The organism is Rhodopseudomonas sp. RCAM05734 (assembly GCF_052658035.1).
The window spans coordinates 5106183-5131706 of the sequence record NZ_CP199742.1 but is presented as its reverse complement, the minus strand read 5'-3'; the positions used below and the strand labels follow the sequence as shown (position 1 = coordinate 5131706).

General features: G+C 64.5%; 26 protein-coding genes and 2 pseudogenes. 10 read left to right on the top strand and 18 right to left on the bottom strand.

Annotated elements, in window-relative coordinates:
- Positions 1-120: 120 nt before the first annotated feature.
- The 7 genes from ACUXVA_RS24295 to topA form a co-directional block, all read right to left on the bottom strand.
- Positions 121-1449, bottom strand: coding sequence for an LLM class flavin-dependent oxidoreductase (locus ACUXVA_RS24295; RefSeq protein WP_445488660.1), 1329 nt, complete (start codon positions 1447-1449; stop codon positions 121-123).
- Positions 1450-1620: 171 nt separating this feature from the next.
- Positions 1621-1842 (bottom strand): hypothetical protein, encoded by a 222-nt coding sequence (locus ACUXVA_RS24290; RefSeq protein WP_265083288.1) that lies wholly within the window; start codon positions 1840-1842, stop codon positions 1621-1623.
- 269 nt (positions 1843-2111) lie between these two features.
- Positions 2112-2252: a hypothetical protein gene (locus ACUXVA_RS24285; protein ID WP_265083289.1), complete on the bottom strand. Its 141-nt coding sequence runs from the start codon at positions 2250-2252 to the stop codon at positions 2112-2114.
- 161 nt (positions 2253-2413) lie between these two features.
- On the bottom strand, positions 2414-3148 hold the full coding sequence (locus ACUXVA_RS24280) for an NUDIX hydrolase (RefSeq protein WP_265083290.1): 735 nt from the start codon (positions 3146-3148) through the stop codon (positions 2414-2416).
- Between the two features lie 49 nt (positions 3149-3197).
- A complete protein-coding gene (locus ACUXVA_RS24275) occupies positions 3198-3617 on the bottom strand; it encodes a DUF983 domain-containing protein (RefSeq protein ID WP_265083291.1) in 420 nt (139 codons plus the stop codon).
- On the bottom strand, positions 3617-6046 hold the full coding sequence (gene rnr / locus ACUXVA_RS24270; RefSeq protein WP_445488656.1) for a ribonuclease R: 2430 nt from the start codon (positions 6044-6046) through the stop codon (positions 3617-3619). Before rnr ends, ACUXVA_RS24275 begins: the two co-directional genes overlap by 1 nt.
- A 2-nt stretch (positions 6047-6048) precedes the next feature.
- Positions 6049-8799 (bottom strand): type I DNA topoisomerase, encoded by a 2751-nt coding sequence (gene topA, locus ACUXVA_RS24265; RefSeq protein WP_445488654.1) that lies wholly within the window; start codon positions 8797-8799, stop codon positions 6049-6051.
- Positions 8800-9037: 238 nt separating this feature from the next.
- Between topA and ACUXVA_RS24260 the strand changes: the two genes are divergently transcribed.
- The gene (locus ACUXVA_RS24260; RefSeq protein ID WP_265083294.1) at positions 9038-9244 is read left to right on the top strand and encodes a hypothetical protein; all 207 of its coding nucleotides are present in this window, start codon (positions 9038-9040) and stop codon (positions 9242-9244) included.
- Here the strand turns inward: ACUXVA_RS24260 and ACUXVA_RS24255 are convergent.
- The gene (locus tag ACUXVA_RS24255; RefSeq protein WP_265083295.1) at positions 9233-9688 is read right to left on the bottom strand and encodes a winged helix-turn-helix transcriptional regulator; all 456 of its coding nucleotides are present in this window, start codon (positions 9686-9688) and stop codon (positions 9233-9235) included. The genes ACUXVA_RS24260 and ACUXVA_RS24255 overlap by 12 nt on opposite strands.
- A gap of 117 nt (positions 9689-9805) precedes the next feature.
- Here ACUXVA_RS24255 and ACUXVA_RS24250 point away from each other — a divergent pair, with 117 nt between their 5' ends.
- Positions 9806-10579, top strand: coding sequence for an SDR family oxidoreductase (locus ACUXVA_RS24250; RefSeq protein ID WP_445488651.1), 774 nt, complete (start codon positions 9806-9808; stop codon positions 10577-10579).
- Between the two features lie 150 nt (positions 10580-10729).
- On the opposite strand, the gene ACUXVA_RS24245 is transcribed toward ACUXVA_RS24250, so the two are convergent.
- The gene (locus tag ACUXVA_RS24245) at positions 10730-11338 is read right to left on the bottom strand and encodes an FMN-dependent NADH-azoreductase (RefSeq protein WP_265083296.1); all 609 of its coding nucleotides are present in this window, start codon (positions 11336-11338) and stop codon (positions 10730-10732) included.
- A gap of 76 nt (positions 11339-11414) precedes the next feature.
- Between ACUXVA_RS24245 and ACUXVA_RS24240 the strand changes: the two genes are divergently transcribed.
- Entirely contained in the window at positions 11415-11816 is a 402-nt protein-coding gene (locus ACUXVA_RS24240; protein ID WP_265083297.1) for a winged helix-turn-helix transcriptional regulator, read from the top strand.
- 3 nt (positions 11817-11819) lie between these two features.
- Here ACUXVA_RS24240 and dprA read toward each other — a convergent pair whose 3' ends face one another.
- From dprA to ACUXVA_RS24205, 7 genes and pseudogenes are all read right to left on the bottom strand, one after another.
- The gene (dprA, locus tag ACUXVA_RS24235) at positions 11820-12962 is read right to left on the bottom strand and encodes a DNA-processing protein DprA (RefSeq protein WP_445488648.1); all 1143 of its coding nucleotides are present in this window, start codon (positions 12960-12962) and stop codon (positions 11820-11822) included.
- Between the two features lie 44 nt (positions 12963-13006).
- Positions 13007-13396, bottom strand: a complete 390-nt coding sequence (locus ACUXVA_RS24230; protein ID WP_445488646.1) for a hypothetical protein — start codon at positions 13394-13396, stop codon at positions 13007-13009.
- A gap of 389 nt (positions 13397-13785) precedes the next feature.
- A pseudogene (locus ACUXVA_RS24225) lies at positions 13786-13989 on the bottom strand (glycerol-3-phosphate acyltransferase); the annotation flags it as partial.
- 528 nt (positions 13990-14517) lie between these two features.
- Positions 14518-14697, bottom strand: coding sequence for a hypothetical protein (locus ACUXVA_RS24220; RefSeq protein WP_445493349.1), 180 nt, complete (start codon positions 14695-14697; stop codon positions 14518-14520).
- Between the two features lie 147 nt (positions 14698-14844).
- On the bottom strand, positions 14845-15432 hold the full coding sequence (gene plsY, locus ACUXVA_RS24215) for a glycerol-3-phosphate 1-O-acyltransferase PlsY (protein WP_265083300.1): 588 nt from the start codon (positions 15430-15432) through the stop codon (positions 14845-14847).
- A gap of 60 nt (positions 15433-15492) precedes the next feature.
- A complete protein-coding gene (locus tag ACUXVA_RS24210; protein ID WP_445493348.1) occupies positions 15493-16794 on the bottom strand; it encodes a dihydroorotase in 1302 nt (433 codons plus the stop codon).
- 4 nt (positions 16795-16798) lie between these two features.
- Positions 16799-17751 (bottom strand): annotated as a pseudogene (locus ACUXVA_RS24205) (aspartate carbamoyltransferase catalytic subunit).
- Positions 17752-18016: 265 nt separating this feature from the next.
- Here ACUXVA_RS24205 and ACUXVA_RS24200 point away from each other — a divergent pair.
- Positions 18017-19657, top strand: coding sequence for an acyl-CoA dehydrogenase family protein (locus tag ACUXVA_RS24200; protein WP_445488644.1), 1641 nt, complete (start codon positions 18017-18019; stop codon positions 19655-19657).
- Positions 19654-20430, top strand: coding sequence for a CPBP family intramembrane glutamic endopeptidase (locus ACUXVA_RS24195; RefSeq protein ID WP_265083302.1), 777 nt, complete (start codon positions 19654-19656; stop codon positions 20428-20430). The genes ACUXVA_RS24200 and ACUXVA_RS24195 overlap by 4 nt, the downstream gene beginning before the upstream one ends.
- A gap of 2 nt (positions 20431-20432) precedes the next feature.
- Here ACUXVA_RS24195 and ACUXVA_RS24190 read toward each other — a convergent pair whose 3' ends face one another.
- Complete coding sequence (locus ACUXVA_RS24190; RefSeq protein WP_265083303.1) at positions 20433-21359, bottom strand: AEC family transporter; 927 nt, start codon at positions 21357-21359, stop codon at positions 20433-20435.
- Between the two features lie 2 nt (positions 21360-21361).
- On the bottom strand, positions 21362-21853 hold the full coding sequence (gene ruvX, locus ACUXVA_RS24185) for a Holliday junction resolvase RuvX (protein WP_265083304.1): 492 nt from the start codon (positions 21851-21853) through the stop codon (positions 21362-21364).
- A gap of 132 nt (positions 21854-21985) precedes the next feature.
- Here ruvX and ACUXVA_RS24180 point away from each other — a divergent pair, with 132 nt between their 5' ends.
- The 5 genes from ACUXVA_RS24180 to gatA all read left to right on the top strand — a co-directional run bounded on the left by ACUXVA_RS24180 (position 21986) and on the right by gatA (position 25468).
- The gene (locus tag ACUXVA_RS24180) at positions 21986-22210 is read left to right on the top strand and encodes a hypothetical protein (RefSeq protein WP_265083305.1); all 225 of its coding nucleotides are present in this window, start codon (positions 21986-21988) and stop codon (positions 22208-22210) included.
- Positions 22211-22293: 83 nt separating this feature from the next.
- Positions 22294-23370, top strand: a complete 1077-nt coding sequence (locus tag ACUXVA_RS24175; RefSeq protein ID WP_445488641.1) for an NAD(P)H-dependent flavin oxidoreductase — start codon at positions 22294-22296, stop codon at positions 23368-23370.
- 86 nt (positions 23371-23456) lie between these two features.
- Positions 23457-23744 carry an Asp-tRNA(Asn)/Glu-tRNA(Gln) amidotransferase subunit GatC gene (gene gatC / locus ACUXVA_RS24170; protein WP_265083307.1) on the top strand — a complete coding sequence of 96 codons (288 nt, stop codon included), beginning with the start codon at positions 23457-23459 and terminating at the stop codon, positions 23742-23744.
- A gap of 26 nt (positions 23745-23770) precedes the next feature.
- A complete protein-coding gene (locus ACUXVA_RS24165) occupies positions 23771-23989 on the top strand; it encodes a hypothetical protein (protein WP_265083308.1) in 219 nt (72 codons plus the stop codon).
- Positions 23990-25468 carry an Asp-tRNA(Asn)/Glu-tRNA(Gln) amidotransferase subunit GatA gene (gene gatA, locus ACUXVA_RS24160; RefSeq protein ID WP_445488638.1) on the top strand — a complete coding sequence of 493 codons (1479 nt, stop codon included), beginning with the start codon at positions 23990-23992 and terminating at the stop codon, positions 25466-25468.
- Positions 25469-25524: the final 56 nt, after the last annotated feature.

Sequence of the window (25524 nt, the reverse complement as noted above, 5' to 3'; positions counted from 1 at the left end):
AACCTCTGAATGTCAGGAATCGGTGACAGCCAGAGCACTGGCCGCGTTGGGGCGCAAACTAGCCTCGAACGCCCCAAAGTCAAGGTTTTCCAGTCGCAATAACCGCCCGAATCCGGCCCTTTAGCCCGGAAAGAAGCGGTTTTCGGGGCGTGGCAGGCCCAGATTCTCCCGCAGGGTGGTTCCCTCGTACTCGGTGCGGAAAATACCGCGGCGTTGCAGTTCCGGGATGACCTTGTCGACGAAGTCGTTGAGGCCTTCGGGCAGATAGGGGAACATGATGTTGAAGCCGTCCGAGGCTTCGGTCTCCAGCCATTCCTGCATCTGGTCGGCAATGGTCGTGGGCGTGCCGACAAAGGCCGAACCGCCGTAGCCGCCGAGCCGCTGCGCGAGCTGGCGGACCGTCAGGTTTTCCCGCGCAGCGAGATCTATCACGCGCTGGCGTCCGCTCTTGCTGGCGTTGGTCTCCGGAATATTGTCGGGCAGCGGCCCATCGGGATCGAAGCCGGAGGCGTCGGTGCCAAGGCTGATCGACAGCGAAGCGATGGCGTTGGCGTAGTGCACCTTGCTGTCGAGCAGGGCGCGCTTCTCACGGGCCTCCTCGACGCTGTCGCCGACCACCACGAAGGCGCCGGGCAGGATCTTCAGATGGTCGCGGTTCCGGCCAAGTCTGTCCATACGGCCCTTGATGTCGGCATAGAGCTTTTGCGCATCGCCGATCGCACCGCCGCCGGTGAACACCGCTTCGGCTGTTTCCGCTGCCAGTTGCCTGCCGTCGTCCGAAGCGCCGGCCTGCACGATCACCGGCCAGCCCTGGACGGGACGGGCGATGTTCAGCGGTCCGCGCACCTTGAAGTATTTCCCCTTGTGATCCAGCACATGCATCTTGTCGGGATTCATGTAGATGCCGCTCTCGACGTCGCGCGGAAAGGCGTCGTCGGCGAAGGAATCCCACAGGCCGGTGACCACGTCGTAGAATTCGCGGGCGCGTTTGTAGCGCTCGGCATGCTCCATGTGATCGTCGAGGCCGAAATTCAGCGCCGCATCGGGATTTGAGGTGGTGACGATGTTCCAGCCGGCACGGCCGCCGGAGACGTGGTCGAGTGAGGCGAAACGGCGGGCGACGTGATACGGCTCGTCGAAGGTGGTGGAGCCGGTGGCCACCAGCCCGATATGGTCGGTGACCGCGGCGAGCGCCGACAGCAGGGTGAACGGCTCGAACGATGTCACGGTGTGGCTGCGCTTCAACGCCTCGATCGGCATGTTGAGCACGGCGAGATGGTCGGCCATGAAGAAGGCGTCGAACTTGCCGGCCTCCAGTTTCCGGATCATCTGCTTCAGAGCGGGAAAATTGAAGTTGGCGTCGGGGAGAGCGCCGGGATAACGCCAGGCTCCGGTGTGAATGCTGACCGGCCGCATGAACGCCCCGAGCCGCAACTGACGCTTCGCCATTGCCAGATCCCCATGTGATGACCGGCCAGAGATAGGCACAGCGCGGCCTGATGGTACCCCCGGGGACCGAGAAGATTATTGCGATTTACGTGCGTCGAAGGTGAGAATTGCCCGCCGCTGTCCCCGACCGCCGGCGTCGTGGCCCATTCGAATTCGGCGCAGCGACGAGCGTCAGAACTCGTTGTCGCCAGCGCGGTATTCGCTCGCCATCAGCTCTTCGTTCTCCGCGAGTTGAATCCAGGCCAAAGCCAGATCAAGCATGGCGCGGACTTTCACCGGGTCATCTTCCATATGTGCCCGCACGCCAAGCGCCGCTGCAGTTTGACGGTATTGCAACGATACAGAAGTGAAGGTCGAAAGCTCGGCCTCTTCGATCCGGTGCAACTGTCCCACGTCTGAACTCCTCGCGTCAGGAGATCCAAGTGCTAGCGGTTTCCTTGCCGGATTGCATTAGAGAGTTTTTAAGAATGCTTCCAAACTGGGGCTGATTTTGTCAGAGGTCGCCGGGCTACTTGTTGAGTAGCACCTCGTCGTCGCATCAATGGAGCAACGGCGGCGCGCGATGTTCAGCGGCCCCGTGGATTCTGTCGCTCATTAAATTTGAATTTGAGCTAAGTACCGGCCGGATGTCCACAGCCGACTTCACCGGGACAAGTGCGCGTTCAATGGCCGATCTTGGTCGCGAGCGATGCAAGCCCGGTGATTGCCGTTTCGGCATCCTTCAAGTAGCGCCCCTTGAAGTACACGGCATCGATGACACCCGTGATGGCAAACATGATTGCAAAGATCACAACGCCGCGCATGTTCGTTCTCCGGCTGGAACAATGCAAACGCCCGGTCCGGGCGCATCCAATCGCAACCTGAAGGTGAGATCAAGCGCTGCGGGGGCCGGTATGTGGCTCCCGGCCATCCCATGAAAATAGTGGTTAATCACTCGAAAACCGGTCGCTTCGATGCCCGGAAATCAGCCTTCGCCCGGCAGTATGTCGAGCTGCATCTTGCCGCCGTACCAGTGGAAAAACGGCAGCGGCGCGTCATGGCGCAGCGGGCCGGTGGCCAGGCGCTTCTGCAACTGGTTGAGCACGTTCTTGGTCATGGCGTGGGCGTCGGCCAGGTGCTCCGATCCGAGTTCGACCCACACCAGCTCGACCAGTTCGGCATCCGCATGGACCACGCCGTCGATGCGATGCGCGATGGCCGATGCGTCGGCGGTAAAGAACCTGGTATCAAAACGCTTGATGCGGCCGGGCGGAGTAATGGCGCGGGCGATCAGGAACAGACCGGAGGGATCGGGAAGCAGGCCGGCATCGCTGAACGCTTCCCAGCCGCCGCTCAGTTTCGGCACGACGCCGTCGGTCTTGCGGCCGAGGCAGAGGCCGGTCTCCTCGCAGGCCTCGCGAATTGCCGCGACAGCGAGCGACCTGGCCCGCGATGGCGGCGTCTTCGGACTGCCCTTGGCGAGATTGGCTTCAAGTTCGGGCGGCAGCGGCGCGGCGATCGGGATCCTGTTGTCGGTGGGATCGACCCGGCCGCCGGGAAACACAAACTTGCCGGGCATGAACACCACGTTTGCATGGCGTTTGCCGACCAGCACTTTCGGGATCGGCCCGGAGCGGTCCACCAGCATCAGCGTCGCGGCATCACGCGGACGCTTGTACGGATGGTGATCCGCTTCCTTGCCGACCTGGACCTCGCTCATTCCATCCTCCGAAATTTCTTGTTGTTCTTGATCGCGGAGGGGCAGCGTATCAGTCCGGATTGCCGTCGCCAAATCCGTGCATGCGGAAGGCCCACTGCAGGCCGACCACTGCACCCTTCACCGGCTGCAGCAGCAGCAATGAAGCAATCAGCGTGAACGGCAGGTAGATAGCGAGTTGCAGCCAGATCGCCGGCGCGTAATCGGTTTCGATCCACAGAATCACCGGCACCAGCACGTGGCCGACGATGACGATCACCAGATAGGCCGGCAGATCGTCGGCGCGATGATGGGTGAAATCCTGTCCGCACTTCGAACAGTGATCGTCGACCTTGAGGAAGGCACGAAACAGCTTGCCTTCGCCGCAATTCGGGCAGCGACCGCGCAGGCCGCGCTTCATCGCCGTCCAGACATTGCGCTTCTCGGGGACCACGGCATCGGGGGTCCAGACCTTGGTTTCCGTAACGGTCATCACTTGCCCTTCCGCTTTTTCGGTTTGCCGGCTGTCGATGCACCGGCGTTGCTGTTCGTCGTGTTGCCCTGCGCAGCCTTGGCCTTCAATCGGGCATTTCGTCCAAGCTTGATCTTTTTCGGTGGCTTGGCCGGTTTTGTCGAAGGTCCCTTCGAGACCCCCTTGGCGGACCTGCCGCCCGTGTTCCGGCCGATGCCGGCAGACCGATCGCCGCGCGCCTCGCGCCGCTGGCTTCTGCGTTCAACGTGACCTTCCGATAAAAGTTCAAAGCGCAGTGCGCCGGCCACCGGCGCCGCTTCGACCAGGCGCACATCGACCACGTCGCCGAGCGTATGCATGGCGCCACTGCGCGTCCCGACCAGCGCGTGTCGCGCTTCGTCGTAGTTGAAGTATTCGGTGCCCAGCGTACGGATCGGGATCAGCCCGTCGGCACCGGTATCTGCAAGCTTTACGAACAGGCCGGCCCGGGTAACGCCTGAGATGCGGCCCTGGAACGTGGCGCCGATGCGATCGGCGAGGAAATGCGCGATCAGCCGGTCCGCGGTTTCGCGTTCGGCCTTCATGGCGCGGCGCTCGGTGACGGAGATCTGCGCGGCGACTTCGGCCAGCGTCTCCACGGTCTCGGTATCGGGCAGGGCGCCTTCGCCGAGGCCTAGCCCACGGATCAGCGCACGATGAACGATCAGATCCGCGTATCGCCTGATAGGAGAAGTGAAATGAGCGTAGCGCCGCAGGTTCAGGCCGAAGTGCCCGTAATTTTCGGAGGAGTATTCAGCCTGGGCTTGCGAGCGCAACACCACTTCATTCACCAGCGGTTCGGAATCGTGTCCCTTGACCTTGGCCAGCACGCTGTTGAACAGCGACGGACGCAGCGCGCCACTCTTGGCGAACGGCATGTCGAGGGTCTTCAGGAATTCCTGCAGGTTGTGAACCTTCTCGAGAGTCGGTTCATCGTGCACCCGATAGATAAGCGGCAGCGCCTTCTTTTCAAGCATCTCGGCCGCCGCGACGTTGGCCAGGATCATGAACTCTTCGATCAGCTTGTGGGCGTCGAGGCGCTGCGGCACGATCACGCGATCGACGGTGCCGTCGGCCTTCAGCAGGATCTTGCGTTCGGGGATGTCGAGATCGAGCGGATCGCGCTCATCGCGCGCCAGCTTGACGAGATCATAGGCGGCATAGAGCGGCTTCAGGATCGGCTCGAGGATCGGCCCGGTGGTATCATCCGGCCGGCCGTCGATGGCGGCCTGCGCCTGCGCGTAGTTCAGCTTCGCCGCGGAGCGCATCAGGATGCGGTGGAAGCTGTGCGAGCGCTTGCGGCCATCGGGGCCGATCACCATGCGCACCGCGAGCGCGCCGCGGGCTTCGCCTGGTACCAGCGAACAGAGGTTGTTGGAGATGCGCTCGGGCAGCATCGGCACCACGCGATCCGGAAAATACACCGAATTGCCGCGGATCAGCGCGTCGTGGTCGAGCGCCGATCCCGGGCGCACATAGAAAGCGACGTCGGCGATGGCGACGATGACCACCATGCCGCCCTTGTTGGCGGGATCCGGATCCGGCTCGGCATAGACCGCGTCGTCGTGGTCCTTGGCATCCGGCGGATCGATGGTGACCAGCGGCACGTCGCGCCAGTCCTCGCGGCCAGCCAGCGTCGCCTGTTTGGCGGCCTCGGCTTCGCGCAGCGCTTCAGGCGAGAATGCCTGCGGAATTTCGTGGGAGTGGATGGCGATCAGGCTGACGGCCTTCTCGGTAGCCAATGAGCCGAGCCGCTCCTTCACCTTGCCGGAGGCGAGGCCATAGCCGCGCGTGCGCACCAGATCGACGCTGACCAGGTCGCCGTCCTCGGCGCCGCCGCTGTCGGCCTTCGAAATATTGAGTTCGCCGCGGCCGGCCTGCTTCTTGTCGACCGGGATCAGCCGTCCGCCGCCATCCGGCAATTTTCTGAATATGCCGAGCAGGCGGGGCCGTGACTGGTCCAGCACCTTGGTAACGCGGCCGAGATAGGAGGCGGTGTCGCCTTCGCTTTCCAGTTTCTCGATGCGCAGAAGCGCACGGTCGCCGACACCGGCGGCGGTGCCGGCAGCAGGGCGGCGCGGCACGTGGATGCGGATCTTGGGCGCCGGGCCACTGGCGACTTCGTCCCATTCAGCGGGCGTGGCGATCAGCTCGCCATCGCTGTCGCGACCGGTGACATCGACGATCAGGGTCGGCGGCAGCGCCAGCGGTTCGGCGATGGTCTTGCCGCGCTTGGCGATGGTGCCGGCGTCGGCGAGCTCACGCAGGATGCGTTTCAGCTCGATGCGGTCGGCGTTCTTCAGGCCGAACTCGCGGGCGATTTCGCGGGTGCCGATCTTGCCGGGATGAGTGCGCACGAACGCAACGATCGCATCCTGGGTCGGAAAGCCGGTGTCGCGCTTTTTACTCACAATTATCCGTTCTTGCCCGCGCTCTTCTTCGCGACAGTTTTGGCGGCCTTCTTGGCCGGCGTGGTTTTGGCTTTGACTGGCGCGCGCGCCTTGCTGGCCGCGGCACCTTCGGCCTTGGGCTTCGCTGCCGCCTTTTTCGCGACGGCTTTCTTGGCCGGTTTCTTATCGGCGGTATCGGCCTTGGCCGCAGCCTTCTTCGCTGGCGCTTTCTTCTTGGCGCCACGCTTCGGCTTGCCGCCGCCCTTGGCGGCGCGCTCCTCGATCAGCGCGATGGCTTCCTCGAGCGTGATGGTCTCCGGCGTCTTGTCGCTGGGCAGCGTGGCATTGATGCCGTCGACGCTGACATAAGCGCCGTAGCGGCCGTTCTTCACCGTGATGGTGCCGCCGCGCTGCGGATGCTCGCCGAGCGCCTTGCCGGGGTCGGCGCCGAAGCGCCGGCCGCTCGGGCCCTTCATGATCTTTTCGGCGATCAGGGTCACGGCGCGGTTGAGGCCGATGTCGAACACCTCATCGCCGGCCTCGAGGCTGGCATAGGTCTTCTCGTGCTTGACGAACGGACCGAAACGACCGAGCCCCGCGGTGATCGGCTCGCCGCTCTCCGGATGCTTGCCGATTTCGCGCGGCAGCGACAACAGCTTCAAAGCGATATCGAGTTCGATATCGCTGGGCGAGGTGTTCTTCGGGATGCCCGCGCGCTTCGGTTTTTCGCCTTCGCCATAGTCCTTGGCGTCGCCGAGCTGGATATAGGGGCCGAAACGGCCGGCCTTGACGGTGACGTCGAGGTTGGTTTTCGGGTCCTTGCCGAGGATGCGGTCAGCGCTGGCTTCGCTATCGGCAGCGAGCGGCCTTGTGTAGCGGCATTCCGGATAGTTGGTGCAGCCGACGAAGGCGCCGAACTTGCCGGCCTTCAGATTGAGCTTGCCGGTGCCGCAGGTCGGGCACTGGCGGGGGTCGCCACCATCCTCGCGCGGCGCATAGATGTGCGGGCCGAGCATGTCGTCAAGCGCATCGAGCACCTGCGTCACGCGCAGGTCCTTGATCTCGTTGACGGCGCCGATGAAGTCGCCCCAGAAATCCCTGAGCACCTGCTGCCAGGAGATCTCGTTGTTAGAGATCTTGTCGAGCTGCTCTTCCAGCGCCGCGGTGAAGTCATACTCCACATAGCGGGCGAAGAAATTTTCCAGGAACGCGACGACGACGCGGCCCTTGTCCTCGCCGTGCAGGCGCTTCTTTTCCAGCTTCACATAGCCGCGGTCCTTCAGCACCTGCAGGATCGAGGCATAGGTCGAGGGCCGGCCGATGCCGAGCTCTTCCATGCGCTTCACCAATGATGCTTCCGAAAAGCGCGGCGGCGGTTCGGTGAAGTGCTGAGCGACGTCGAGCTTTTCCTTCTTCAGCGGCTCGCCTTCGCTCATGGCGGGCAGGCGGCGGCTGTCCTCGTCCTCGGAATCGTCGTCGCGGCCTTCCTGGTAGACCGCGAGGAAGCCGTCGAACTTCATCACCTGGCCGGTGGCGCGCAGTTCCAGCACGCGGGCGCCGGCCTTGGCCGTGATGTCCACGGTGGTGCGCTCCATCTCGGCGGATTCCATCTGGCTGGCGATGGTGCGCATCCAGATCAGGTCATAGAGGCGGTACTGGTCGTTATCGAGCCGCCCCTTCAGGCTGTCCGGCCGTCGCGACATGTCGGTCGGGCGGATCGCTTCATGGGCTTCCTGGGCGTTCTTGGCCTTGGCCACATACTGCCGCGGAGCTTCCGGCACGTACTGCTTGCCGTAGTCCTCGCCGATCACGGCACGGGCCTGCACGATCGCGGAACTGTCGATCTGCACGCCGTCGGTTCGCATATACGTAATGAGACCGGTGGTTTCGCCGCCGATGTCGATGCCTTCATAGAGACGCTGCGCGATGCGCATGGTGATCGCCGGCGCGAAGCCGAGCTTGCGGCTGGCCTCCTGCTGCAGCGTCGAGGTGGTGAAGGGGGCCTGCGGATTGCGGCGTGCCGGTTTTGCCTCGACGGTGGTGACTTCGAACTTCGCGGCTTCGATGGCTTGCTTGAAGTCCTCGGCTTCCGCGCCGGTGCCGATGTCGAGGCGCTGCAGCTTCCTGCCGTCGGCGCCAACCAGGCGGGCCTCAAAACTTTCACCGCGCGGCGTCGACAGCGTCGTCAGCAGCGACCAGTATTCGCGCGGCACGAATTTTTCGATTTCCAGTTCGCGGTCGCACACAAGGCGCAGCGCCACCGACTGCACACGGCCCGCCGAACGGGCGCCGGGCAGTTTGCGCCACAACACCGGGGACAGGGTAAAGCCGACCAGATAGTCGAGCGCGCGGCGCGCCATATAGGCGTCGACCAGCGCGCCGTCGATCTGGCGCGGGTTCTTCATCGCCTCGGTCACCGCCTGCTTGGTGATGGCGTTGAACACGACGCGTTCGATCTTGTGGTCCTTGAGCGCGCGCTTTTCCTTGAGCACCTCGAGCACGTGCCAGGAGATCGCTTCACCTTCGCGATCAGGGTCGGTTGCGAGGATTAGCTTGTCGGCGCCCTTGAGTGCCCGGGCGATATCGTTAAGCCGGCTTGCCGCCTTCGGGTCGATCTCCCAGATCATCTGGAAGTTAGCGTCGGGATCGACCGATCCGTTCTTGGCAGGAAGGTCGCGCACATGGCCGAACGAAGCCAGCACCTCGTAGTCGGAGCCGAGGTACTTGTTGATCGTCTTGGCCTTGGAAGGCGACTCGACAATGACGATATTCATGTCATTCCAATAGCTTATAGGGGAAATTCGGGCCGGTTCCGCGAGAGTCGCGTCGGCCGTTTCGCGGCGAACATGGGTCTAGAGGATGCCCGTGTCAAATCGTCAAGTGTTGATGGCACAGGGAAAACACAAGGCCGCATTTACTTATGGTTGTAAATTGCGCGCGTTGGTTGCATTGTGGCGCCGAAACTTGACCCATTTGCCGGCCCCAAGCCGTGACCGACGGAAGGCCAGCGCAATGACGTCATCCAGCGGCGACGAGCCGGTCCGCGATGGCGACCCGGGTGAGGCCGCCCATTATCTCCGGGATGCGATCACCGAGTTGTCGCAGATTGCGCACCGCCATGGCCTGGAGACGCTCGCATACCTGCTCGACATGGCCCAGATGGAAGCCAGTGAGGTGCTGGTGCGACTGAGCAACGGATCCAGCTCATCAGGCACCTGACATCGTGGACTTTACTTCCGTGTCGCCCGCGCCGAGCAACCGGCCATCGGCCGATCGCAGTTCGAGTCTTCGCACCGGCTGGCCGGTGTGGCGGTCCACGAGTCTGTTGTTACAGCCGCCGGGGCCGAATGCGTGATCTTCACCCCACTGCCTTAGCGCCACCATAACGGGAAACACCGCGCGTCCCTTCGCCGTCAGCACATAGTCCTGATAGGCGCTGCCGTCGGCTGCCGCCTCCATCGTCAATATGCCGTTTGCCACCAGCGCGCGCAGCCGCGTGGCGAGAATGTTTTTCGCCAGCCCAAGCTTCCTCTGAAATTCGCTGAAGCGGCGAACGCCCATCATGGCGTCGCGGATAATCAGCATCGACCAGCCGTCGCCAATTTCGCTCATCGCCCGGGCGATCGGGCAGGCGGCGGTTTCCAGACTTGTTCGTTTCGCCATGACGCATCTCCGGCTGGGCGCAAGCTTTTCGGCGGCCAAGTGGTTGCATTATGAAACCATTTACTCTAAATGTCTATCTGGTTTTTAAATGCAACCAGATTGGATCGGAGAGCAATGATGAAACTGGCAAACAAGACGGCACTGATCACGGGCGGCAATAGCGGCATCGGGCTGGCCACCGCTCGGCTATTCGTGGCGGAGGGGGCGAGGGTGGCGATCACCGGCCGCGACAAGGCGCGGCTGGATGCGGCTGTCGAGGAACTCGGGCCCAATGCGCTGGGTATCGTGGCTGACGCCACCGACGTGGCCGCCACCGAAGCCGCGGTCGTCAGGGCGGTGGCGCAATTCGGCAAGCTCGACATCGTCTTCGCCAATGCCGGCATCAGCGCCAGCACGCCCGTCGGCGGCACCTCGCTGGAGGTTTTCGAGTCGGTGCTGAAAACCAATATCACCGCGGTGTTCTTCACGGTTCAGGCGGCGGCGCCGCATCTCAACGACGGCGCCTCGATCATCCTCAACGGCTCGGTGATCTCGGTGCTCGGCAATCCCGGCTACGCGGCCTATGCCGCAAGCAAGGCCGGGGTGCGTGCCATGGCACGGGTGATGGCGTCGGAACTGTCGCCGCGCAACATCCGCGTCAATGTCGTATCGCCCGGCGGCACCAGCACGCCGATCTGGAATCGGGCAGCGCCAACGCCCGACGCTGTCACTGCACTCGAAGCAAGAATCTCACAGGCGATTCCGCTCGGCCGTTTCGGCAAGCCCGAGGAGGTAGCGAAGACCGTGCTGTTCCTCGCTTCCGATGATGCGTCCAACATCCAGGGCGCGGAAATCTTCGTCGATGGCGGCGCCACCGCGTCGCCCGCCGGTGCGCCGATCTTTCGCGGGTAAGCTCGTCATTCCGGGGCGCGGGCGGCGTAAGCCGACCGCGAACCCGGAATCTCGATATGTTTGAACATCTCCGGATTTCCAGCCATTCCAATGGGAATCGCTGAGGTTCGCGCGCGCTGGCGCTGCGCGCGAACCGGGAATGACAGGGCGCTATGCCGCGCGAAGATCCGTTGCTGCCTGCAAGGCGCCCGTGATCGCCTTCTCGCGATGCTCCGGTCCGGCGCCGATACCTTCGGCGACGATGACCTCGATGTCGGTGACCCCGATGAAGCCGAACACGCCGCGCAGATAGGTCTCGGCGTGTTCGTAGGCCGCGGCCGGTGCGCCAACGCCATAGAAATTGCCGCGCGACATGGCGAGAACGATCCGTTTGCCGCCGGCCAGGCCTTCGACGCCGGCCGCGCTATATCGGAACGTCTTGCCGGCCACCGCGATACGGTCGATCCAGGCCTTGAGCTGGCTCGGAATGCTGAAATTGTACATCGGCGCGCCGATCACCACGATGTCGGTGGCGAGGAATTCCTCCAGCACGGCCTGACCGGCGGCAAGGTCGGGGGCGAGTGCGGCATCCGGCGTGGCGCCCTGAGCGGCGGCAAGATGCGCCCCGGACAGATGCGACAATGGCGTCTGCGCGAGGTCCCGATAGGTCACTTGGAGGCCGGGCGTCGCTTTGACGAGGCGGTCGACGATGGCCGCGGACACCTGCCGGCTGACAGAGTGGGGGCCGAGCACGCTGGAGTCGATGTGGAGCAGTTTCATATCAGTCACCTCTGGTATAGATTTGTAACTGACGCTACATGAGTGACTGGCGAAGAACGCACAAGAAGGCACAATTTTGAAACTCGAGCACACCGATGTGCCTGTCCTGGCACCGAGCACGCCCGACCACAGCGATTGCCGTGGCGTCGCTGCGGTGCTCGCGCGGGTCGGTGACAAATGGAGCGTGCTGGTGATCATGCTGCTCGGCGACCGGCCGCGCCGCTTCAACGAGCTGAAGCGCATGGTCGGCGGTATTTCCCAACGAATGCTGACGCTGACCCTGCGCGGACTGGAGCGCGACGGGCTCGTCACCCGCACGGTGTTTCCGACAGTGCCGCCGCGGGTCGATTATGAACTCACCGATCTCGGCCGCGGCCTGAGCGAGCCGGTGATGGCGCTCGGCGCGTGGGCCCGGCATCACCTCACGGACATCGAGACCGCGCGACAAAAGTTCGACGGCCGCAATTCGACCGAGTGAGATTCAGAGCAGCGACACCAGCCCGCCGCCGTGGCGCTCCAGCCGGCCGGCGAGTTCGAGTTCAAGCAGCACGGTGCGCACAACGGACGCTTTTGTGTCGCTGAGGCGGATGAGGTCGTCGATGCCCACCGGGCTCGGCCCGAGCAGGTTGATGATGCGGGCGCGATCGCTGCTGTCGGGCTCATCGAACGACGCGACCTCATCCGGCTCGCGGCCGGGCAAATCGACCGGCCGTTCCATGATCGGCGCGACGGCGTTGATAATGTCGGCGGCTTCGGTGATCAGCATGGCGCCCTGCTTGATCAGGTTGTTGGTGCCGGCGGCACGCGGATCGAGGGGCGAGCCCGGGACCGCGAACACTTCGCGGCCCTGTTCGGCGGCGATCCGCGCTGTGATCAGCGAGCCCGAACGATGCGCCGCTTCGATCACCGCGACGCCGAGGGCGACGCCTGAGATCAGCCGGTTGCGCCGCGGAAAATCTCGCGCCCGCGGCACGTGCCCCAGCGGCATTTCCGAGATCGCCGCGCCGAGTTCGAGAATGGCGAAATGCAGGTCGAGGTGCTCGGGCGGATAGACCTTGTCGTGGCCGCCGGCCAGCACCGCAATGGTGCCGCTATTGATACTTGCGCGGTGCGCCGCCTGATCGATGCCGCGGGCCGGGCCGGAGGCAATGACAAAACCGGCGTCGCCGAGATCGCGCGCCAGTTTTTCCGCGAACTTCAGTCCGGCGCCGGAGGCATTGCGCGAGCCGACGATGGCGATCATCGGTCGCATCAGCGCGTCGCGTGCGCCTCGCACACCGAGCAGCGGCGGCGCATCGTCGATGCCCGCCAGCCGCGGCGGATAGCCGGCTTCGCCGGGTGCGAGCCAGTCGATGCCAAGCTTCCGGCTGGCGGCAAGTTCACGCTTTGCGTCTTCCTCGCTGCAGATCCGGCCGGGACGGGCGGCGCCGCCACGCTTCGCCAGATCCGGGAGCCGCTCCAATGCAGCCCGGGCGCTGCCGAAATGATTGACCAGAGAGCGGAAGGTGCGCGGACCCACGTTGTCGCTGCGGATCAGCCGCAGCCAGTCGATCCGCTGGGCGTCGGTCAGATGGATAACTGTCTGGTTGTCGGTGTTCACGCAGGTGCCCCTCGAGGGCAGCATCCCGCAACTTGAGGTAGTGCGCAACAAGTCAGGCGTACAGCGCCTCAGGCGCTGAAATCTGTGCTGGCGCCGGCCTGCGTTTGCGATGCGCCGTAGGATGCTTGAGGCGGTGTGGATTGCGATTGCGAAATTGCTGTGATCGCTTTCTCGACGCTTCCGCCCACCAACCTTGCGTAGCTGTCGGCGCGCCACTGCGCCAGATCCGGTCCCGCGAGGCCGGGCGGGTCGGCCTGGTCGCCGATCGATTTTGCTGCCTCGTTGGTCATCACGGCAGTCCCGTTGTTCAGCAATGTTGCGACCACCTTGCCGTCGACCTTCACGTCTGCGTAGGCGGCTTGAAACACATCGTTCGAGGCCGACGGTGGCGTGGGGTCGATCCTCAGCCCATTCTTCTCCATTCGCTCCTGCAAGCCGGGAACGTCGGCCTCGGACACGAAATGGGCCCCCTGTATTAGTTTAAGATCCGAGACTTTAAATCGCTGGCCGTTCGTTTGGCCGGCTGCTGCCGATGGGTCCGACTGGGCGTCGGCCGGCGTCGATGTCGGACGAAAGACGGGTGGTGCGAAACGCACGTAACCTGATGCGTAGTTGGACGTACCTGCAATCACGGGAGCCCCCTTCCGGCAAAATTTTGTGTTTCGGCACAGAGCCTAATGCAAGTGCCGGACCGGGAGGAATGGATTGAAGTTATTCGTGTTTTTGCTGATCGCTACGGACACGAGGTCGGAAAGTCCTGCCGGAGAAGGCAGGATTTTCCGGCCGATGCCGCATCATCGGGCGCCGCGACCGCATCGGCACGATCTCGGTCGGCTGCGCGGAGGCGCTACTTCGCGCCGATCTTGCCTTCGGTGCCGGCTTGCAGCCGCTTGATGTTCTCGCTGTGCATGTACCAGAGCAGCAGGGTCAGGACCGTGGCCAGGATCGCCAGTTGTGGTGAAGCGTACCACCACAGGAAGATCGGGGTGATGGCGCTGGCGGCCAGGGCCGAGAACGACGAGTAGCGCGAGTTGAAGGCGCAGGCCAGCCAATCTGCATCATCACAAAGGGACTTTTATCAAATCTGGCGGCAACTCGCCGGCCATGCACCACGACCTGACCATCGCGGAGAACAGCGCAGGGCGCTCGCCGTTCCAGCCATGGCCGGCGTCCGGGGCGAGCAGTGCCTGTGACCTCGGGAGCAGCCTGTGAAGCTGACTAAGCGACTTCAGGATCATCGGATGTTCGCGCGCGCCGGCCACCAGCAGGGTAGGGGTTTGCAAGCGCGCAATCGCTGCTGGAACAGTGAAGGCCGTCGCATTATGGCTGGCGGTGATAAAGCTCCCGAGCGATAGCTCCTGCAGCGACTGGCGGTAACCGTCGAACTGATCCGCCGGAATCTTGAGTGCGTTTGCGTTGAGACGGGCGCTAAACCCTGTTTTGATCAGCGGCGCGATCAGGTAGGCCGCCGCATTCAGCAGCCATTTGTGGGGCAGCGGCTGGACATTGAGACCGCTGAGGATCGCGCGCCCGACGACTTCGGGATGGCGCGCCAGCAGTTGCAGACCGACATAGGAACCTAGCGAGAGCCCGACGAGGTGGCACGTTTGCCCGGAAATTTGCGGCGGATGAGATCTGCAATCAGGTCGGCAGACTGCTCGAACGACTGCCAGCGAATGGCTCGGCTGCCGCCGTGTCCGGGCATATCCGGCGCCAGACAATGAAAGTCTGTCAGGTCGCTGAACTGCCGCTCCCACATCCAACCGCTGGTGCCGATCGCATGCAGGAATACGATCGGCGTCGGACAGGATGGATGAGCCTCGCGAATATGCAGCAACACGTTTCACAATCGCTGGTCGGAGAAGGCCAAGCGCTGAGGCGGATCGGAGATTTAGTTGTGTAGGCGCTACTTCGCGCCGATCTTGCCTTCGGTCCCCGCCTGCAGCCGCTTGATGTTTTCGCGGTGCATGTACCAGAGCAGCAGGGTCAGGATCGTTGCCAGGATCGCCAGTTGTGGTGAAGCGTACCACCACAGGAAGATGGGCGTGATGGCGCTGGCGGCCAGGGCCGAGAACGACGAGTAGCGCGAGGTGAAGGCGCAGGCCAGCCAGGCCAGGCAGAACACGATGGCGGCCGGGAAGAACAGGCCGAGCATGATGCCGATATAGACCGCGACACCCTTGCCGCCCTTGAAGTTCAGCCAGACCGGGAAGAGGTGGCCGAGGAAAGCACATAATCCGGCGATCATCGCGGCATAGGGGCCGCCGACGCTGCCAGCGATGATCACCGCCACGGTGCCCTTCAGCGCATCCAGCAGCAGCGTCGCGGCGGCCAGGCCCTTGCGGCCGGTTCGCAGCACATTGGTGGCACCGATATTGCCGGAGCCGATGGTGCGGATGTCCTGCGTGCCGGCGAGGCGCGTCAGCACCAGGCCGAACGGGATTGAGCCGAGGAAATAGCCGAGTGCTGCGGCAAAGGCATAAACGACGATCATTGGGCCTCACTATGAGGCGCGACCGGACGCAAAACCGGATTCCACTTTTGCTGGTCGCGCCTAAACATGTTCAAACACCGTGCGCCCGCCGACAATAGTACGGGCGACGCGGCCGGTGAAGCGGGCTTCGTCGAACGGCGTGTTCTTGCACTGCGACTGCAACTCGGCGGGATCGAGCACCCAGGGCGTGTCGGGATCGATGACGATGACGTCGGCCACGGCGCCGGCGCGTAGCGAGCCGCCGGGCAGGCCGAGCAGTTCGGCCGGCCGCGTCGACATGGCGCGGATCAGGGTGGTGTAATCGAGTTCGCCGGCATGGACCAGGCGCAGCCCGGCCACCAGCATGGTCTCGAGGCCGATGGCGCCGGCCTCGGCCTCGGCGAACGGCAGTCGCTTGGTTTCGACGTCCTGCGGGTTGTGATCCGACATCACCACGTCGATGAGACCCGAAGCCACCGCTGCGACCAGCGCCTTGCGGTCGTCCTCGGTGCGCAGCGGCGGCGACAGTTTCAGGTACGACCGGTAGGGGCCGATGTCGTTCTCGTTCAGCGTCAGGTGATTGATCGAGGCCGAGGCGCTGACCCGCAAGCCGGCGTCGCGGGCGCGCTTCAGGATTTCGATGGATTCCGCGCAGGTGATGGAGGCCGCATGATAACGTCCGCCGGTGAGCGCCACCAGGCGCATGTCGCGCTCCAGCACCATGGCTTCGGCGGCGCTGGGAATTCCGGTGAGGCCGAGCCGGGACGCGAACTCGCCTTCGTTCATCACGCCTTCGCCCACCAGATGGGGGTCCTCGGTGTAGTGCACGATCAGTGCATCGAAATCCCGCGCATAGGTCAGCGCGCGGCGCATCAGCATCGCATTCATCACGCTGTGGTCGCCGTCGGTGAAAGCTACGGCGCCGGCGGCCTTGAGCAGGCCGATCTCGGTCATCTCTTCGCCGCGCAGGCCCTTGGTCAGCGCTGCCATCGGATGGATGTTGACGATGGCGGTGTCGCGGGCGCGGCGCAGCACGAAGTCGACGGTGGCCGAATTGTCGATGGCCGGCGAGGTGTCGGGCTGGCAGATGATGGTGGTGATGCCGCCGGCCGCGGCGGCGCGGCTGGCCGAAGCAAAGGTCTCGCGGTGGTTGGCGCCGGGCTCGCCGACAAAGGCGCGCATGTCGACCAGGCCGGGCGCGACGATCATGCCGGCGCAGTTGACGATGTCGGTGCCTTCCGGGACACCGGCGGCGCCAATGCCGCGGCGGGCGTCGCGGATCACGCCATCGGCAATCAGCACGTCGCCGATGCCGTCGAGATCGCGGCTGGGATCGATCAGGCGAGCGTTGGCGAGCAGGATGGGGCGGCGATCGGTCAGCATGAGGTCACGCATTCGGGAGGTTGCGCGCGAGCGCTTCGAGCACGGCCATGCGCACGGCAACGCCCATCTCGACCTGTTCGCGGATCAATGACTGTGCGCCATCGGCAACGAGGAGTCGATCTCGACGCCGCGGTTCATCGGGCCGGGATGCATCACCAGCGCGTCGGGCTTGGCATAGGCCAGCTTCTTCTGGTCGAGGCCGTAATACTGGAAGTATTCCTGGCTAGACGGCACGAACGAGCCGTTCATGCGCTCACGCTGCAGCCGCAGCATCATCACGATATCGGCGCCCTCGAGGCCCTCGCGCATGTCGCGAAACACCTCGACGCCCATGCGCTCGATGCCCGGTGGCAGCAGGGTGGACGGCGCCACCACGCGGACGCGCGCGCCGATGGCGTTGAGCAGGATGATGTTGGAGCGCGCCACGCGCGAATGCAGCACGTCGCCGCAGATCGCCACCACGAGGCCTTCGAGCGGGCCCTTGTTGCGGCGGATGGTCAACGCATCGAGCAGCGCCTGGGTGGGATGCTCATGGGCGCCGTCGCCGGCATTGATGACGGAGCCGTCGACCTTGCGCGCCAACAGCTCGACCGCGCCGGAGGAGTGATGACGCATCACCAGGATGTCCGGATGCATGGCGTTCAGCGTCATCGCGGTGTCGATCAGCGTCTCGCCCTTCTTGATCGAGGACGACGCCACCGACATGTTCATCACGTCGGCGCCGAGGCGCTTGCCGGCGAGTTCGAACGAGGATTGGGTCCGCGTCGAGTTCTCGAAAAACAGATTGATCTGGGTGCGACCGCGCAAGCTGGTGCGCTTCTTGTCGACCTGACGATTCAGCTCGACATATTCTTCGGAAAGATCCAGCAGGCCGGTGATCTCGGCGGCGGAAAGGCCCTCTATGCCCAGCAAATGCCGGTGGCCGAGGACAAAGGTCGATTTCGTTGCAAGGGTCATTAAAACGAAAGCTATAAGGAGACTTCAAAAGCGGGGCAAGGGCGATTCTGGGTCCGGTCCGGCGCTGCGGACTTATCCCCCGATCTGTCCGCCGGGACCCGCCGCATTGTCGCCCTGTTTGGGCTACCGGGAGCGCCAGGATGTGCAATTTGAAACGGACAGTGCCTTCGCCGATTGACCGTGCCGCGCAGCCCGTAGTCGCCGGCATGAAATCGCTGGTATTTGGGGTAAGCTTGCAGCGAATCTCTCCAGCCGGGACTGCTCGATGACGTCTGCAGCGAACCTCGACGCATTCAACCAGTCGCCGCCCTTTGAGGACATCGACCTGTTCGCAACCGATCGCCCCCTGGTGGAATCGGTTGCATTCAATGACGGCTCCTCTGGCTTCGTCGCGCATTCCAGTTTCGGTCAGCTGTGGGGCTCGGCCGAAATGGCGCAGCGCGGTCGACTCGCCAACGAGAATCCTCCGGTGCTGACGACCGTCGACGCAGGCGGCAACCGCATCGGCCGGGTCGAATTTCATCCGGCCTATCACGAACTGATGGCCCACAGCGTCGATGCCGGAATCCACAATTCCGGCTGGACCGCCGATGGCAAGCCGGCTGGCGGCGCATCGGAAGTATTGCGCGCGGCGCGCTTCTACATGGCGGCACAAGTCGAGACCGGGCATCTTTGTCCGCTCACCATGACCCGCGCTGCGGTGGCTGCGCTGGCATCGCAGCCGGACGTGCTGGCGCAGGCCATGCCGATCATCGCCAGCACCAGCTATGATCCCGCCTTCGCCCCATGGCGTGCGAAAAGCGGCATGACGATCGGTATGGGCATGACGGAGAAGCAGGGCGGCACCGACGTGCGCAGCAACTCCACCCGCGCCATGCGCGACGGCGATGCCTATCGGATCACCGGCCACAAATGGTTCATGTCGGCGCCGATGTGCGATGCCTTCCTGGTGCTGGCGCAGGCCGATGACGGCCTGACCTGTTTCTTCATGCCGCGGTTCCGGCCGGACGGCTCGGTCAACGGGATCGAATTCCAGCGCCTGAAGAACAAGCTCGGCAACCGCTCCAACGCCTCCTCGGAAGTGGAATTCAGGGACGCCTATGCGCTCCGCGTCGGCGACGAAGGCAAGGGTATCCGCACTATCATTCAGATGGTGCAGCCGACCCGGCAGGATTGCGCCACGGCCTCGGCCGGGCTGATGCGCTCGGGCCTGGCGCATGCGTTGCATCATGCCCGGCATCGCACGGTGTTCCAGAAGCATCTTGCCGACCAACCCATGATGCAGAGCGTGCTCGCCGACATGGCGCTGCATGTGGAGGCCTGCACGGCCTTGGTGATGCGGCTTTGCAGATCGTTCGACCAGGCCGCCACCGATCCTACGGAAGCCGCCTATATGCGGCTGCTGACGCCGGCGGTGAAATACTGGGTGTGCAAATCGGCGCCCGGGTTCCTCTATGAGGCGATGGAGTGCCTTGGCGGCAACGGCTATGTCGAGGACAGTATCCTGGCCCGGCATTACCGGGAGGCGCCGGTCAATGCGATCTGGGAAGGCTCCGGCAACGTGATGTGCCTCGACGTGCTGCGCGCCTTGTCGCGCGAGGGCGATGCGGCGGTCGCCGTGCTGCAGACCCTGATGGCGGAGACCAGCGGTCTGCCCGCTGCCGCGGAGGCGGCGTCGTTCGCGATCAAGACCATGCTGCGGCCAGACAACGAACGTGTCGCGCGTCAGGCGGTGGAAACGCTGGCGATGCTGGCTGCCGCCGCGGCGTTGAACATCGTCCACCCGCTGCATGCGGAATTGTTCGTCAAGACGCGGCTCGACAGTGGACGCAGCACGATGTACGGCGGTGCCGATTTTACCGCGGCGCAGAGCCGGGCGCTGCTGCAGCGGGCGCTGCCTGCATGACCTCGACGGAAACGCCGCTCGATCCCTCAGCCCCCGTGAAGTCGCCCCGCGCGCCAAGAATCTGGAAGTTCTGGGGCACCACGCTGTGGGGACTGGTCATCTTCGCGGCCCTGTTTCTCGGCCAACTGGCGGTGGTGGCCTGGCTGATCCTGCGCGGAGATTCGAGCTTCGATTTTTCCATGCTCAGGACCATGCTGAGCAGTGGCACCACCATCTCGCTGTCGGTGATGATGGGCCTGCCGGCGGTCTGCGCGGCGATCTGGCTGGCGACGCGGATCTCCGGCACCCCGTTCGCCGACTATCTGGCGCTGCGTGGCACCTCGTGGAGAAACTTTGTGCTTGGCGCCATCAGTCTGATGGTGCTGGTCGGCTGCTGGGATCTCCTGTCGCGGGCGCTGGGCCGCAACGTGGCGCCGGGCTTCATGGTTGACGTGCTGCGCTCTGCCCAGGCCGACGGTGCGTTATGGTTGCTGGTGCTGGCGTTCTGCGTCGCCGCACCGATGACCGAGGAGTTCTTCGTTCGCGGCTTTCTCTATCGCGGCTGGTCGGAATCCTTTCTGCGGCCGGCGGGGGCCATCCTGCTGTTATCCGCAGTGTGGACCGCGATGCACCTGCAATATGACTGGTTCTTCTTCGGCGAGGTGTTTTCCATCGGCCTGCTGCTCGGCTGGCTACGCTATCGCTGCAACTCGATCTGGCTGACGGTTTTCGTGCACGGCCTCAACAATCTTGCCGCGACGGTGCAGAGCATCTGGCTGGCCAGCCACCCGTGAGATCAGCCGACGAAAGCGATGAACACCGGCATGGTGACCACCGCCAGCATGGTCTGCAGTGTCAGGATCTGCGCCAGCAGCGGCGCGTCGCCGCCCATTTGGCGCGCCAGGATGTAGCCGTTCGAGGCCGACGGCACCGAGGCGCAGCAGGCCACCACTGCGAGGCTTGAGCCGGACAGGCCAAATGCCATGCCGAGCGCGATGGCCATGGCCGGCATCACCACCAGCTTGAGCACCACGGTCAGCGCCGCCGCCGCGCCGGGGCGGCGCAAGCCTTCGAGGTGAAGGCCGGCACCGACCACCAGCAGGCCCAGCGCCAGCGAGCAGCGCCCGAGCGCGTCGAGGAATTCATGCAGCGGGCGCGGCACGGAGAGATGGGTGAGGTTCATGGTCAGCCCGACGACGCAGGCCCAGATCAGCGGATTGCGCGCGATGGTCAGGAGGATTTTCGGCCACGCCAGTTTTTGCGGGGAGGCGTAGTGCGCCAGCACCCAGACAGCGAAGATGTTGAGCAGTGGGATCATCGCCACCATCGCCACCGAGGCCAGGGTGATGCCGAGTTCGCCCCACAGATTGCCGGCCACCGAGAGCGCCACAAAGGTTTGCCAGCGGGTCGCGCCCTGAAACACCGATGAGAAGGCCGGGCCGTCCACATCCAGGCTGCGCGCCAACCAAGGCCGCAGCAACAGGCACAGCGCCGACATCGCCAGGACCGCCAGCAGCAGCGCGCCGCCGACACCGGCGATCGGCACCGACGACAGGTTGGCGCGCGACAGCGTATCGATCAGCAGTGCCGGAAACAGCACGTAATAGACCAGCTGTTCCAGACCGATCCACTCGATATCCTTTTTCAGCAGCAGACGGCGCAGCGCGAAGCCGAGCACGATCAGCAGGAACACCGGAACGAGGGCGCCGAACACCGTCAGCATGGTCAGCGCGTCTCTGGCGGTCTGTTCAGGACCGTCAGCCGGTCCAGTGCGCCCTGCAGGATGAAGATGGCGGCGTGTTCGTCGATCACCTTGGCGCGCTTGGCGCGACTGACATCGTTGGCGATCAATTCGCGCTCGACCGCCGAGGTCGACAGCCGCTCGTCCCATAGCGCGATCGGCAGCTCGGTCAGGCGGGCAAAATTGCGGGCGAAGGCGCGGGTGGATTGCGCGCGCGGTCCCTCGCTGCCGTCCATGTTGATGGGCAGGCCGAGCACGTAACCGCAGATGCCGCGCTGGCCGGCGAGCACGACCAGCCGCGCGGCATCCGCCTTGAAGGCGGTGCGGGCAACGGTCTCGACGCCGGTGGCGAGCCGGCGGTCGGGGTCGGACACCGCGACCCCGATGGTCTTGGTGCCGAGGTCGAGACCGATCAGCGCGCCGCGGGCGGGCCAGAGCGGGGCGGCCTCGATGAGTGGCAGAATGGGTGCAGGCATGGCTCCGCTTAACACGCGCGCCGGTGATCCGAAACATGCTGATTGCGACGATCCGCAACCATCGCCGCGGATTGGCGGCTCACCGCGCGGCTGCTAAGGGTGCCCTGCAGACCACCGGACCTGAGCCCATCCATGGACGCCCTGACCCTTTACGGACTGTTCGCCGTCACCGCCATGCTGGTGTGTTATGCGCTGGAGGATCGCAGCCACTGGTTCGTGCTGGCCTTTGCCGTCGCCTGCGGGCTGGGATCGATCTACGGCTTCCTGCAGGGCGCCTGGCCGTTCGGACTGGTCGAGGCAATCTGGGCCGGCGTCGCGCTGCGCCGCTGGATGCTCAGGCCCCGCGCCGTCGCATAGCTCTCCTCGCATACGCCGTGCTAGGGTTACCTCCGGCACGGCAATGAGGCGCGGGCCGATCCCCATCACTTCGTGAGCACACCATGTGGCCTGACCGCAGACTGATCGACCTGTTCGGCATCGAGTTTCCCATCGTGCAGGCGCCGATGGCGGGCGTGCAGGACGCCGACATCATGATCGGCGCCGCACAGGGTGGGGCGCTGGCCTCGTTGCCCTGCGCGATGATCTCGCCGGACAAGGCGCGCGAGCAGATCAATATCGTCCGGCAGCGGGTCTCGACGCCGCTGAACATGAATTACTTCTGCCACACCGCGGTCGACGCCGATCCCGCGCGCGAGGCCGGCTGGCGCAAGCGGCTGGCGTCCTATTACCAGGAGCTTGGCATCGATCCCGACGCGCCGAACAATGCCGCCAATCGTGCGCCGTTCGATGCCGCCATGTGCGAGCTGGTCGAGGAGCTGAAGCCGGCGGTGGTCAGTTTCCATTTCGGTCTGCCGGAGCCGGCGCTGCTGGCCCGCGTCAAGGCAGCCGGCTGCCGCGTGATCGCCTCGGCGACCATCGTCGAGGAAGCGATCTGGCTGGAGCAGCGCGGGGTCGATGCTGTCATCGCCCAGGGCGCTGAGGCTGGTGGCCATCGCGGCATGTTTCTGACCGACGACATTGCCACCCAGCCCGGCCTGTTCGCGCTGCTGCCGCAGGTGGTCGATGCGGTGAAGGTGCCGGTGATCGCAGCGGGCGGCATCGGTGACGGACGCGGCATCGCTGCGGCCTTTGCGCTGGGTGCCGCCGGAGTGCAGATCGGCACCGCCTATCTGCGCTGTCCGGAATCTAGGGTGAGCCCGATCGGCCGTGCGGCGCTCGAAGGCGGCACCGACGCGTCCACTGTCATCACCAACGTCATGACCGGGCGCCCGGCGCGCGGCGTGATCAACCGGGTGATGCGCGAGGTCGGGCCGGTCTCGGCCGACGCCCCGGCATTCCCGCATGCCGCGACGGCGCTGGGACCGCTGAAGGCGGCGGCGGAGAAGCTCGGCCGCAGCGATTTTACCAATCTGTGGGCCGGGCAGGCGGTCGGTCTGGGCACCGAGCTGCCGGCGGCGGAACTGACCCGGTCGCTGGCCGCGGCGGCGCTGGAGCGGATGGCCGGGCTGCGGGGCTGATGGCGCGCGCCGCGCGGTTGCGGCGCGAAACCTCCGTCTGCTATACGGCGGTCTGCGTGGGCGTTCCGCCCCAGAGGCCTTATATAATGTCGGTCGATGCTGCCACCGTTCGCCGTATCGCGCATCTCGCGCGCATCGCGGTCACCGAGGATGAAGTTCCCCATCTACAGGGCGAGCTGAATGCCATGCTCGCCTTCGTCGAGCAGCTGTCAGAGGTCGATGTCGAGGGCGTCGAGCCGATGACCTCGGTGACCCCCATGGAAATGACCAGGCGCGCCGACGAGATCAACGATGGCGAGATCGCCGACAAGGTGATCGGCAATGCGCCGATGAGCGAAGACCATTTCTTTCTGGTGCCGAAAGTTGTCGAGTAACGGTCCGGACGAGACAGGAAAATCGCATGTGCATGCTCTGCGACGACGAAAAGTCCTATCAGCTCTACATGGACTACCTCGATGCCCTCGAGAAGCAGGGCAAGATCGTCGATCCCGACAAGGCGATGGATGCCGTGCTCGACCAGCTCGAGGCGGCCGACAAGGCCAGAGACAAACTCCGCCGCGATGCGCCGGAAAACGACAAGACGCTTTCTCCGTTCTTCTGCAGCCCGGTCAATAAATAGATGACAAACCTGACGTCGCTGACGCTCGCCGAGGCCCGTGATGGCCTGGCGAAAAAATCCTTCACGTCGGTCGAACTGACCGATGCGCATATTGTAGCGGTCGAGAACGCCCGGGTGCTTAACGCCTTCGTTCTGGAGACGCCGGTGCATGCGCGGGCCATGGCGGCTGCGGCCGATGCGAAGATCGCCAGGGGCGAGGGCGGTCCGCTGGCCGGGCTTCCGCTCGGGATCAAGGACCTGTTCGCCACCAAGGACGTCCGCACCACCGCTTGCTCGAAGATTCTCGGCAATTTCATACCGCCGTATGAGTCCACCGTGAGCGCGCAACTGTGGCGCGATGGCGCGGTGATGCTCGGCAAGCTCAACAATGATGAGTTCGCCATGGGCTCGTCCAACGAAACCTCCTGCTTCGGCCCGGTGGTCAATCCGTGGCGCCGCGACGGTTCCGACACCAACCTGGTCCCCGGCGGCTCGTCCGGCGGCTCGGCGTCCGCCGTGGCGGCCGGCCTGTGCCTCGGTGCCACCGCCACCGACACCGGCGGCTCGATCCGTCAGCCGGCAGCCTTCACCGGAACGGTGGGCATCAAGCCGACCTATGGCCGCTGCTCGCGCTGGGGCGTCGTCGCCTTCGCGTCGTCGCTCGATCAGGCCGGGCCGATCGCGCGGACGGTGCGTGATGCCGCAATCCTGATGGGCTCCATGGCCGGCTTCGACTCCAAGGACACGACATCCGCCAACCTGCCGGTGCCAAACTACGAGGCGGCCATCGGCAAGTCGGTGAAGGGCATGAAGATCGGCATTCCCCGCGAGTACCGTCTCGACGGCATGCCGGCGGAAATCGAGAAGCTGTGGAAAGAGGGCGCCGAGACCCTGAAGGCAGCCGGTGCGGAACTGGTCGACGTGTCGCTGCCGCATACCAAATACGCACTGCCGGCCTATTACATCGTGGCGCCTGCCGAAGCCTCGTCCAATCTCGCGCGCTATGACGGCGTTCGCTATGGACTGCGCGTGCCCGGCCGCACGATCGACGCCATGTATGAGAATACGCGTGCCGAAGGCTTTGGCGCCGAAGTCCGCCGCCGCATCATGATCGGCACCTATGTGCTGTCGGCCGGCTATTACGATGCCTACTATCTGCGCGCGCAAAAGGTGCGCACCCTGATCAAGAAGGATTTCGAGGACTGCTTTGCCAAGGGCATCCACGCGATCCTCACCCCGGCGACGCCGTCAGCGGCGTTCGGAATCGGCGAGAAGGGCGGCGCGGATCCGGTGGAAATGTATCTCAACGACATTTTCACCGTGACGGTGAACATGGCCGGCCTGCCGGGCATTGCGGTTCCCGCCGGCAAGGACGCGCAGGGCCTGCCGCTCGGGCTGCAGCCGATCGGCCGACCGTTCGACGAAGAGACGCTGTTCTCGCTCGGTGAGGTCATCGAGCAGTCCGCCGGACGCTTTTCCCCGACGAAATGGTGGGCCTGAATTCCCAACGCTGCACTGCGGCTTTAGCGTTGCGTTTTTGCCCACCATTCGTCATG